Below are 11,309 nucleotides of genomic sequence, written 5' to 3'. Positions count from 1 at the left end.
TGAAACAACATAGCAAATATTATCTAATAGCATTGCTTCGAATCATATACGATGAGCACCACGGAAGCGGTCGAACCGCAGACCGAAGCGAACACCGAAGACCGCTGGGCGGCCGTCCGAGACATGCCGCCGAGCGCGAAGTTAGTCGTGAAGATTCTCGACTACGAAGAGACGCTCACACAGAGCCAAATCGCTGAGGAGTCGCTGCTTCCACCGCGGACGGTCCGCTATGCGCTTTCCCGACTCGAAGAGGAGGGTGCGGTCGATTCGCGGTTCTCGTTCTCCGATGCGCGCAAGCGCCTCTACACGCTGAAACTTTAAATCCGAACACGCGGCCACGTCGGCCCATGACTGACCCCGAAACCGTTGGCCGCGCACTCTCTGCACTCACTGACGACACCGACACTCCCGCGACTGATTCTCCTCATCCCACCATCGCCGAGGCCCGTCGAGCGTTCTCGACGCTTCACACGGCGGCCATCTTTCTCGACGCTGACGGTGACGCCCGACTCAGAGAGGCAGTCACGTGCGCGGCTCACTCTGGTGACCACGCCCTCGCGCGCGAAGGACGCCGCTTGCTCTCTGACCTCGCCGACCTCCGTGCCGTACTCGACGGCGACCCGGTTCACTCTCGGTCCGCGCATAACGGTTTTCAGCGGGGGCGGCAAATCACCGGATAGATGACACGGGTGATACACACCGGCGACACCCACATTGGGTACCAACAGTACCACTCGCCCGCGCGCCGTCAAGACTTCCTCTCCGCGTTCGAGCAGGTGGTCGAAGACGCGCTCTCGGACGACGTAGACGCGGTCGTCCACGCGGGCGACCTGTACCACGACCGACGCCCCGAGTTGCCTGACCTCCTCGGCACGCTCGCGGCGCTTCGGCGACTCGACGATGCGGGTATTCCGTTTCTCGCAATCGTCGGGAACCACGAATCGACTCGTGGCGGGCAATGGCTCGACCTATTCGAACGCCTCGGGCTTGCGACCCGACTCGGTAGTTCGCCACACGTCGTCGGCGACGTGGCCTTCTACGGTCTCGACCACGTGCCGCGCTCTCGACGCGACGAACTCGAGTACCAGTTCGACCCGCACGACCAGTCCCACGCAGTACTCGTCGGCCACGGGCTGTTCACGCCGTTCGCACACGCCGACTGGGAGACAGAAACCGTCCTCAGCGAGTCGAACGTCGGCTTCGACGCGGTCCTCCTCGGCGATAACCACGTTCCCGGCGTCGCCGAACTCGACGACACGTGGGTGACCTACTGTGGTTCGACCGAGCGTGCGAGCGCGAGCGAGCGCGACCCGCGCGGCTACAACCTCGTCGAATTTTCTGAAACCATCGACATCCGCCGTCGAACTCTCGAAACCCGGCCATTCGAATTCATCTCGGTCGAACTTTCGGGCGACGAAGGAATCGAACGCGTCCGCCAGCGCGTCCGCGAGTTCGACCTCGAAGACGCCGTCGCAATCATCGAACTCACGGGCGAAGGCGAGACGGTCACGCCCGCTTCGGTCGAGACGTTCGCAACCGAACAGGGCGCACTCGTCGCGCGCGTCACCGACCGCCGCGAACTCGACCTCGATGCACCAGTCGCCACCGACGTTTCCTTCGCCGACCCGGACGATGCAGTGCGAGAGCGCGTCCACGAGATGGGCCTTTCGACCGCCGCCCTCGACGTCGAAGAGACGATTCGTGCGAGCAAAGTCGCCGACTCCAACGTCCGCGACGAGGTGAAGACGCGACTCGCCGACCGCATCGACGACGACCTCGGCGCGTTCACGACGGTTGACGTTCCGGCAGAAGCCACCAATGGCGAGACGCAAGCCGACCCAGACGAAACAACGGAGACGCCCGAAGCCGACGACGACGCCGAAGTCGTCGAAGAAGGTGCCAAAGAATCCACAGAGACGGTCGCAGCAGTCACCGATGCCACCGCTGATGGAGGTGGCGACGGTGACGTGGTTCGAGAGACGGAATCAAACACGACAGAGGAAGCGTCGGACTCGGGTTCGAACACCGACGACAATAGCTCGCTGGGTGATTTCGCATGAGATTCACCCGAATCGCGCTGCGTAATTTCAAGCCCTACGAAGACGCCGAACTCGACCTCCGAGACGGTGTGACCGTCATCCACGGCGTCAACGGCAGCGGAAAATCCTCTCTCCTCGAAGCGTGTTTCTTCGCGCTCTACGGGTCGAAAGCCCTCGATGGAACGCTCGAAGACATCGTCACGACCGGCGCAGACGACACCGAACTCGAACTGGAGTTCGTCCACGACGACGGCCAGTACCGAATCGAGCGCCGAGTGCGAAACACCGGCGAGAGAGCGACGACGGCCAAGTGTGTCCTCGAAGGCCCCTCTGGAACGGTCGAAGGCGCGCGAGACGTACGGAAGTTCGTCGCCTCACTCCTGCGCATGGACGCCGAGGCGTTCGTCAACTGCGCCTACGTCCAACAGGGCGAGGTCAACAAACTCATCAACGCCTCGCCGGGTCAGCGACAGGACATGATAGACGACCTGCTCCAACTCGGCAAACTCGAAGTCTACCGCGAGCGAGCAGGCAACGCTCGGTTGGGCGTCGAAGACGTGCTGACGAGCAAGAAGAGCGTCCTCGAAGACGTGGCTTCGCAAATCGGAGAGAAAGAACAGGCCGACTTGCACGCCACGCTCAACTCACTCGAATCGAAGCTTTCGAAGCGTGACGAGGCGATTTCCAAGGCTGAATCGAACCGCGACAAAGCGAAAGCTGTCCTCGAAGAAGTCGAATCGACACTCCAAGCCCACAAAGAAAAGCGCGAGCAACTCGCCGAGGTCGAATCTGCGGTCGAAGGCCTCTCGAAGAAAATCTCGGCCGACGAGTCAGAACGTGATTCGCTCTCCGAGCGTATTCGCGAACTCGACGCCGAAATCGAGGATATCGACGAGCAACTCGCCGAACTCGTCGCCGACACCGAACTCGCCGAGGCCAGCGAAGACGCACTCGACGAACGCCGCGACGAGTTGGCGGGCCGAGAATCTGACCTCCGTGACGAACTCACCGAAGCGAGAACGAAGGCGCAGGCGCTCACTGCACAGAAAGAGCGTCTCGAAGAACGCGCAGAAGACCTCGCCTCGCGCGCGACCGAGAAACGACAGGCGGCCGAAGAAGACGAGGAAGCTATCGAAGAAGCCCAATCCGACCTCGAAGAACTCACCGAGAAGCGCGAAGATATCGAGTCGTCGCTGGCAGAAATCGACGAACAGTTCGAAGATGCATCCGTCGCTCGCGGTGAGGCTACAACGCTTCTCGACGAACGCCGAACGGAACGCTCTGAGGCGCGCGAGTCGCTCGCGCAGACGAAGACCGAACTGAAGAACGCCCGTGAGCGACTGGCCGAAGCGAAGGAACTCCGCGATGCGGGGAAGTGCCCAGAGTGTGGTCAACCAGTCGAAGATTCGCCCCACGTGGATGCAATTGGCGAGCGTGAAGCCGAAGTCGAGGAACTCGCCGAAACGCGCGACGAACTCGAATCACGTGTCGATTCCCTCGACGAGTCCGTCGAAGACGCCGACGCGTTGGTGAACGCCGAATCTCGGGCGGAGTCGCTCGAAAACAGCCTTTCGCTCGTGGCCGAGCGTATCGAAGACCGAGAGTCACTCATCGAAACGCGTGAAGCCGAAGTCGAAGAGAAACGCTCCGAAGCGGACGAGTTGGCCGACGAAGCCGACGCGAAACGCGAGGCGGCAACCAGCCAAGCCGAGCGCGCAACCGACGCGAAAGAGACGGTCGAATCGCTCGAATCCGACCTCGAAAGGCTCGACTCGCGCCGAGCGACGCTCGACCGAATCGAAACCTTGCTCGACACGCAGGCGGACCACCGCGACGAGCAGGTACGCCTGCGCGAGAAGCGCCAGTCGCTCGCCGATATCAACAGCGAACGAAGAGAACACCTCCAAGAGCGTCGTGAACGCCGGGACGAACTCCGAGAGGCGGTCGATGATGCGGATGTCGAGACCGCGGAAGCGCGTAAAGAGAACGCACAGTCGTTCCTCGATGACGCCGCATCGAAACTCCCGAAGATGCGCGAGAAACGCGACAATATCCAAGGGCGCATCGGCGGGGTAAAAGCCGAACTGGAGCAACTCGCGTCGCTCCGAAAGCGTCACGAATCCCTCGCCGAACGGGTCGATGCGCTCGAATCGCTCCACGACGAGGTTTCGACGCTCGAATCGACCTACGGCGACTTGAGAGCCGAGTTGCGCCAGCGCAACGTCGAAGTACTCGAACGCATGCTCAACGAGACGTTCGACCTCGTCTACGGCAACGACGCTTACTCACGCATTCGCCTCGACGGCGACTACGAACTCACCGTGTTCCAGAAGGACGGAACGGCACTCAGCCCCGAGCAACTCTCCGGTGGGGAGCGCGCGCTGTTCAACCTCAGCCTCCGGTGTGCAATCTACCGACTACTCGCGGAGGGTATCGACGGTGCCGCACCGCTCCCACCGCTCATTCTCGACGAACCGACGGTGTTCCTCGACGACGGCCACGTCTCACGACTCATCGGACTGGTCGAAGACATGCAACAACGTGGCGTCAAGCAGATTCTCATCGTCAGCCACGACGACGAACTCGTCGGGGCGGCCGACGACCTCGTTCGCGTCGAAAAGAATCCGACGACGAATCGCTCCTCGGTCGAACACACCGATGTCGCGTCGCTGGCGGGCGTCCTCGCAGACGATTAGGACACGCTCAAGTCGGACGTACTCACTCGGACGCGCGCAGGCGTTCGATTCCGTCTTTTGCAACCGTCGTCGCCGCGTAGCCTCGCTCGCCGTAGACTTCGGTTTCTTCGATGAGTCCGGCGATTTTGAACTCCACGAGCAGTCCGTGCAGGTCGCTCTCGCAGAGGTCGTAGGAGTCGAGGAGGTCGAGAATCGGAACTTCGCCGCGGTCGACGAACTCGACGAGCAAGCCGAGTGCGCGCTCGTTCGGAACGGCGGTGAGAATCGTTCGGATAGACGAGTCGATGCCGCGGGCCGCGGTTTCGAGCGGTGACTCGCCGCTCACTCCTTCGAGTTCGTCGTTCGGAAGATACTGCTCGTCGCCGGTTTCCGGGTCGCGGACGCGACTCGAATCGCTCGATTGCTTGACGAGGAGATAGGTCCGACCGTCTGGACCGCGGACCGTTCGCATGGGTGGGAGAAAGTCGGGACGACTGTTAGGGGTTGCGCTCGCCGCCGTCTGCGCAAGCTTCGTCGGCTTGGTCGTCTGGTTCGTCAGCCGCGGTCGAATCATTGCCAGCTTCGTCGTCCTCGTTTTCTGCTTTCACGCGCTCCCAATCAGTGGATTTGTACTCTCTGTACATCGTGTAAACGCGGGCGAGCGAAGCGATACCGAGGACGAGCGCGCCACCGCCGATGAGCCACTGGTTTCGGAAGTAGATGAGCATCGGGCCGAGTGAGAGTCCGGCGAGCGCGACGTTTGCGAGGAAGACACTGCCCCAGAAGAGTTTCATCTGGTCTGGGTCCACGTCGGCGCTGAATTCGTTCTCTTCCGGGTCTGGTTCGGTCGAAGGGATGCGGACGCTCGGGACGTTGGGGAGGTCGTATTCGGGGTTCCCCCAGCGCGATTCGGCATTCTCCCAGCGAGATTCCGGGTCGATTCCGGAGATGAAATCGTCGTCGTCGCTCCGCTCTCCGTCAATCACAGTTTCGATGAATGGCCGAGTTAGCAAAAAGAAACCGCTTCGGCGGTTTTTGTGGTGGTTAGGCGCAGTCGTCGAGCAACATCGTGAGCGTCGTTTCGACCCACGCCAATGGGTTCTCTGCGTCATAGAACACCACGCCACCGTCGATGTCGTAGGATTCGACTGTCTCGGCGCCAGTAAGGCCATTTGGGCCATTGCCGTCAGTCGTACCGTCCCACCGATTTGAAGATGCGTGGTTGGTCATGTGACATGGTACTGAATGTCACACCAGGGTAAATGTCTTTCCGTGGGTTTCGGATGGTCTACAGAAACGCCGGGGTTTTTACCGCCGATACCGAAGCAACGACAATGACGCAGACGGGTTTGGCCGACTTTGGAGGGGCCGACGACGATGCCGCGGGCGAGGGTCGCCCCGACGAGGAGGCCGCCTTCGTCGCTGGCAACGGGAGTCAGTACGTTTCGGACGTGATTGATACGAACGATATCAAGTTCCCTGACGCCGACGGCACGGTCGAACTCGCCATCACCCAGGTCGATTACACCATCGAAGGGTCGGGTCGAAGCGAGTATCCCGTTCTCCACGTGTTTGGGCGCACGAGCGACGACACCGCCGAACACATTCGAGTACTCGGATTCGAGCCGTACTTCTACGCCCCTACGGACTCGCTCGACGACGAGGTTCTCGACAAGGAAGTCATCACGAAGACGGAAGATGGCTACACGAGTATCCGGGGCGAAGACCTGACGAAAATCTGTACCCGAACCCCGCGCGACGTTGGGCAGATTCGTGACGAGTTCGACCACTACGAAGCAGACATCCTCTTTCCGAATCGCCTGCTCATCGACAAGGACATCAAACGCGGCGTTCGCGTCCCAGCACGCCGCCTCGACGACGGGACGATTCAAATCCACCACGAAGAGGTCGAAGCAACGGACGTCGAAGCGAACCTTCGTGTCAACACCTTCGACATCGAGGTCAACGACAGAAACGGCTTCCCCGAAGACGGCGAAGAGCCGATTATCTGTCTGACCTCGCACGACTCGTACGACGACGAGTACATCGTGTGGCACGCCGTCGCGCCAAACGGCGACGGCAAGCGACCCGAAGAGTTCCCCGACTACGAGTACCTCCGCGACGACGCTTCGGTGGACATTCGGACCTTCGACACTGAGGACGCGATGCTCGACGCGTTCTTGACGTACATCGAAGAGACGGACCCCGACGTACTCACTGGCTGGAACTTCGACGACTTCGACGCGCCGTACTTCCTCGACCGATTGGACGAACTGAACCCCGCTTCCACGTACAACCTCGACTCGGACCGCATGTCTCGTCTGGGTGAAGTGTGGCGAAGTGGCTGGGGCGGCCCGGACATCAAAGGCCGCGTCGTCTTCGACCTTCTGTATGCCTACAAGCGAACCCAGTTCACCGAACTCGAATCGTACAGATTGGACGCGGTGGGCGAACTCGAACTCGACGTGGGCAAAGAGCGCTACTCGGGCGATATCGGCGATTTGTGGGAACAGGACCCGAAACGCCTGCTCGAATACAACCTGCGCGACGTGGAGTTGTGTGTCGAAATCGACCGCAAGCAGGGTATCATCGCCTTCTGGGACGAGGTGCGTTCCTTCGTCGGGTGTAAACTCGAAGACGCACCGACGCCGGGCGACACCGTGGACATCTACGTCCTGCACAAGGTCTACGACGAGTTCGCACTCCCATCGAAGGGCCAACAGGAGTCAGAAGATTACGAAGGCGGTGCCGTCTTCGACCCCATCACGGGCGTCAAAGAGAACGTCACGGTACTGGACCTGAAGTCGCTGTACCCGATGTGTATGGTGACCATCAACGCGTCGCCCGAGACGAAGGTGGACCCCGACGAGTACGACGGCGAGATGTTCCATGCACCCAATGGGACGCACTTCCGACAGGAGCCGGACGGTATCATCCGAGAGATGGTAGACGAACTCCTCGGCGAGCGTGAAGAGAAGAAAGGCCTGCGCAACGAACACGAACCCGGAAGCTCCGAATACGAGCAGTTCGACCGCCAGCAGGCCGCAGTGAAGGTCATCATGAACTCCCTGTATGGTGTTCTGGGATGGGACCGCTTCCGCCTCTACGACAAGGAGATGGGTGCGGCGGTGACCGCAACTGGGCGCGAGGTCATCAACTTCACCGAGCAGTCGGCCAACAACCTCGGCTACGAGGTTGCCTACGGTGACACCGACTCGGTGATGCTCGCACTCGGCCCCGACGTGAGTAAGGAGGAAGCTATCGAGCAAGCGTTCGACATCGAGAAACACATCAACGCCGCCTACGACGACTTCGCCCAGGACAAACTGGGCGCTGACGAACACCGCTTCCAAATCGAGTTCGAGAAACTCTACCGACGGTTCTTCCAGGCGGGAAAGAAGAAACGCTACGCCGGTCACATCATCTGGAAAGAGGGCAAAGATGTGGACGACATCGACATCACTGGCTTCGAGTACAAACGGTCTGATATCGCCCAAATCACGAAAGAAGTCCAAAAGACGGTCATCGACCAAATCGTCCACGGGGAAGACACAGAGGTCATCAAAGAGTACCTCCACGACATCATCACCGACTTCCAAGCCGGTGACCTGCCGCTCGACGAAATCGGGATTCCCGGCGGTATCGGAAAGCGGCTCACCGCCTACGAGACGGCCACCGCACACGTCCGCGGGGCGATGTACGCCAACGCGTTCTTGGGGACGAACTTCGGGCGAGGGTCGAAGCCGAAACGACTCTATCTCGCCAAGGTCCACCCGTCGTGGTTCCGAGCGTTGGAGGACGCGAACAAGTTCGACCCGATGCAAGACGACCTGTATCGCGAGTTCAAACGCGACCCCGACGTCATCTGTTTCGAGTACGACGACCAGGTGCCGAGCGAGTTCGAAGTCGCGTGGGACGTCATGCTCGAAAAGACACTCGAAGGACCGATTTCGCGTATCATCGAAGCCCTCGGAATGTCGTGGGACGAGGTCAAAAGCGGACAACAGCAGACGGGTCTCGGCAGTTTCATGTGAACATCCGACCGTAGGCGGACCAGATTACTGATTTTCGAAGAATCCGGTTTCGAACTAGCTTGTCAAGCAGTTCTATTTCTCTCGCGAGTTGTGCTGATTCTTTCTCGTTGTGAAAACAAATTTTTCTTCTCGAAAAAGGACCGGGGGTAAATGCGCAAGCATTATGGGTACAACTCCCCAGGCTTCGTGTACGAGGCAACGAACCAACGATGGCAACTCTCGAGATAAAAAACCTCCACGCACAAGTCGCGGAGGACGACGGTGAGCAGATTCTGCGAGGAGTCGATTTGGAAGTCCGTTCCGGTGAAATTCACGCCCTGATGGGTCCGAACGGGTCCGGCAAATCGACCACCTCCAAAGTAATCGCAGGCCACCCGGCCTACGAAGTGACCGACGGCGAGATTCTTCTCCGCCTCGACGAAGGTGACTTCGGCGATATCGACATTCCGGAAGACGCTCGCACGTGGAACCTTCTGGAACTGGAGCCGAACGAGCGCGCCGCGCTCGGTATCTTCCTCGGCTTCCAGTACCCCGCGGAAATCGAGGGCGTCACGATGACGAACTTCCTCCGCACTGCGCTCAACGCAAAGATTGACGAGCGCAACGAACTCCTCTTCGGCGAAGACGAAGAAGAAGAAGAGGAAGCAGACGAGGAAGTCCCATCGCCGATGGCTGGACCGGTCGACGACGGCGAAGTCGGCGTCGCCGAGTTCCAGAAACTCCTCAAATCGAAGATGGAACTGCTCGACATGGACGAGAAGTTCATGCAGCGCTACCTCAACGCCGGGTTCTCCGGCGGTGAGAAGAAGCAGAACGAAGTTCTGCAAGCCGCCATCCTCGAGCCGTCCATCGCCGTACTCGACGAGATCGACTCCGGTCTCGACATCGACCGCCTGCAGGACGTCTCGAAGGGTATCAACGCCCTCCGCGACGAGCAGGGCACTGGTATCCTCCAGATTACTCACTACCAGCGCATCCTCGAATACGTCGAACCGGACCACGTCCACATCATGCTCGACGGAAAAGTCGTCAAGAGCGGCGACGCAGGCCTCGCGGCCGAGCTCGAAGACAAGGGCTACGACTGGGTCCGCGAGGAAGTCTACGAGACCGCGTAATTACACAACACCATGAGTTCCGATCAAGACCACCTCAAAGAGACAGACACGGAAGCTCGCTTCGAGTTCAAGAAGGAGCAGAAGTCCGCATTCGCGGCCGACAAGGGTCTCACCGAAGAGACCATCCGCGTCATCTCTGAAGACAAAGACGAACCCGAATGGATGCTTCAGCGCCGCCTTCGCGCGCTCAAGCAGTTCCAGAAGATGCCGATGCCAACCGACTGGCCGGGCCAGCCCGACCTCTCGGAGGTTGACGTAAACGAAATCGTTCCGTACATCCGACCCGACGTGGACGTCCGCGGCGGCGTCGACGACTGGCGCGACCTGCCGGACGACATCAAGGACACGTTCGACAAACTGGGTATCCCGGAAGCCGAGAAGAACGCCCTCTCCGGCGTCGGTGCCCAGTACGAGTCCGAAGTCGTCTACCAGAACATGCAGGAGCGCTGGGAAGAGAAAGGCGTCGTCTTCATGAACATGGACCAAGCGGTCCAGGAACACGAAGACATCGTCAAGGAGTACTTCATGACGAAGTGCGTCCCCCCGAGCGACAACAAGTTCGCCGCACTCCACGGTGCTATCTGGTCCGGCGGGTCGTTCGTCTACGTCCCCGAAGACACGACGGTCGATATGCCGGTTCAGGCGTACTTCCGCATGAACTCCGAGGGCATGGGCCAGTTCGAACACACGCTCATCGTCGCCGAGAAGGGCTCCGAAGTCCACTACATCGAAGGTTGTTCCGCGCCGAAGTACTCGGCGTTCAACCTCCACTCCGGTGGCGTCGAAGTCTTCGTCGGCGAGGACGCACACGTGCAGTACTCGACCGTCCAGAACTGGTCGAAGAACACGTACAACCTCAACACGAAGCGCGCAATCGTCGAGAAGAACGGCCGTATGGAATGGATCTCCGGTTCCATGGGTTCGAAAGCGACGATGCTCTACCCGGCCTCGATTCTCAAGGGCCGTGGTGCATCCGACAACCACATCACCATCGCATTCGCGGGTGAAGGCCAGAACATCGACACCGGTGCGAAGGTCTACCACAACGCCCCCGAGACGAAATCGACCATCGAGTCGAAGTCCATCTCCAAGGACGGCGGCCGCACCAACTACCGCGGCCTCGTCCACATCGCAAACGGCGCGAAGAACTCCTCGACTGCTGTCGAGTGTGACGCGCTGATGTTCGACAACGAGTCCACCTCGGACACGATGCCGTACATGGAGATTAACGAGTCCCAAGTCGACGTTGCCCACGAGGCGACCGTCGGCAAGATTGGTGACGAAGACATCTTCTACCTCCAATCGCGCGGCCTCGACGACGACGACGCGAAGCAGATGATCGTCTCCGGGTTCATCGAACCCATCACCGAAGAACTGCCAATCGAGTACGCAGTCGAACTCAACCGACTGGTGGAACTCGAAATGGAGGGTAGCCTCGGATAACCA

General features: G+C 60.0%; 10 protein-coding genes. 7 read left to right on the top strand and 3 right to left on the bottom strand.

Translation table 11 applies throughout. From position 1 onward, the window contains the following. Positions 1 to 51 precede the first annotated feature (51 nt). The 4 genes from ACK509_RS04655 to rad50 are packed head-to-tail and all read left to right on the top strand — an operon-like array spanning position 52 to position 4,735. Positions 52 to 321: a MarR family transcriptional regulator gene (locus tag ACK509_RS04655; RefSeq protein WP_410765325.1), complete on the top strand. Its 270-nt coding sequence runs from the start codon at positions 52 to 54 to the stop codon at positions 319 to 321. 26 nt (positions 322 to 347) lie between these two features. Then, on the top strand, positions 348 to 680 hold the full coding sequence (locus tag ACK509_RS04650) for a hypothetical protein (RefSeq protein WP_410765324.1): 333 nt from the start codon (positions 348 to 350) through the stop codon (positions 678 to 680). Beyond that, the gene (mre11, locus tag ACK509_RS04645) at positions 681 to 2,060 is read left to right on the top strand and encodes a DNA double-strand break repair protein Mre11 (RefSeq protein WP_410765323.1); all 1,380 of its coding nucleotides are present in this window, start codon (positions 681 to 683) and stop codon (positions 2,058 to 2,060) included. Beyond that, positions 2,057 to 4,735, top strand: a complete 2,679-nt coding sequence (gene rad50 / locus ACK509_RS04640) for a DNA double-strand break repair ATPase Rad50 (RefSeq protein WP_410765322.1) — start codon at positions 2,057 to 2,059, stop codon at positions 4,733 to 4,735. Before mre11 ends, rad50 begins: the two co-directional genes overlap by 4 nt. A gap of 22 nt (positions 4,736 to 4,757) precedes the next feature. Here rad50 and ACK509_RS04635 read toward each other — a convergent pair whose 3' ends face one another. Genes ACK509_RS04635 through ACK509_RS04625 form a run of 3 tightly spaced genes read right to left on the bottom strand, consistent with a single transcriptional unit; the run spans position 4,758 to position 5,944 of the window. Further along, complete coding sequence (locus ACK509_RS04635; protein WP_410765321.1) at positions 4,758 to 5,186, bottom strand: hypothetical protein; 429 nt, start codon at positions 5,184 to 5,186, stop codon at positions 4,758 to 4,760. Positions 5,187 to 5,211: 25 nt separating this feature from the next. Continuing rightward, positions 5,212 to 5,700, bottom strand: coding sequence for a hypothetical protein (locus ACK509_RS04630; protein ID WP_410765320.1), 489 nt, complete (start codon positions 5,698 to 5,700; stop codon positions 5,212 to 5,214). 58 nt (positions 5,701 to 5,758) lie between these two features. After that, positions 5,759 to 5,944: a hypothetical protein gene (locus ACK509_RS04625; RefSeq protein WP_410765319.1), complete on the bottom strand. Its 186-nt coding sequence runs from the start codon at positions 5,942 to 5,944 to the stop codon at positions 5,759 to 5,761. 104 nt (positions 5,945 to 6,048) lie between these two features. On the opposite strand from ACK509_RS04625, the gene ACK509_RS04620 reads away from it, so the two are divergent. The 3 genes from ACK509_RS04620 (at position 6,049) to sufB (ending at position 11,306) form a co-directional block, all read left to right on the top strand. Further along, positions 6,049 to 8,748 carry a DNA-directed DNA polymerase gene (locus ACK509_RS04620; RefSeq protein ID WP_410765318.1) on the top strand — a complete coding sequence of 900 codons (2,700 nt, stop codon included), beginning with the start codon at positions 6,049 to 6,051 and terminating at the stop codon, positions 8,746 to 8,748. Positions 8,749 to 8,957: 209 nt separating this feature from the next. Further along, positions 8,958 to 9,863, top strand: a complete 906-nt coding sequence (locus ACK509_RS04615; RefSeq protein ID WP_410765317.1) for an ABC transporter ATP-binding protein — start codon at positions 8,958 to 8,960, stop codon at positions 9,861 to 9,863. 12 nt (positions 9,864 to 9,875) lie between these two features. Next, the gene (gene sufB / locus ACK509_RS04610; RefSeq protein WP_410765316.1) at positions 9,876 to 11,306 is read left to right on the top strand and encodes a Fe-S cluster assembly protein SufB; all 1,431 of its coding nucleotides are present in this window, start codon (positions 9,876 to 9,878) and stop codon (positions 11,304 to 11,306) included. Positions 11,307 to 11,309: the final 3 nt, after the last annotated feature.

It is taken from the genome of Haloferax sp. DFSO60 (genome assembly GCF_046557615.1).
GTDB lineage: Archaea > Halobacteriota > Halobacteria > Halobacteriales > Haloferacaceae > Haloferax.
Note: the sequence above shows the minus strand (reverse complement) of the source record. Positions and strands in the feature narration are given on the sequence as shown.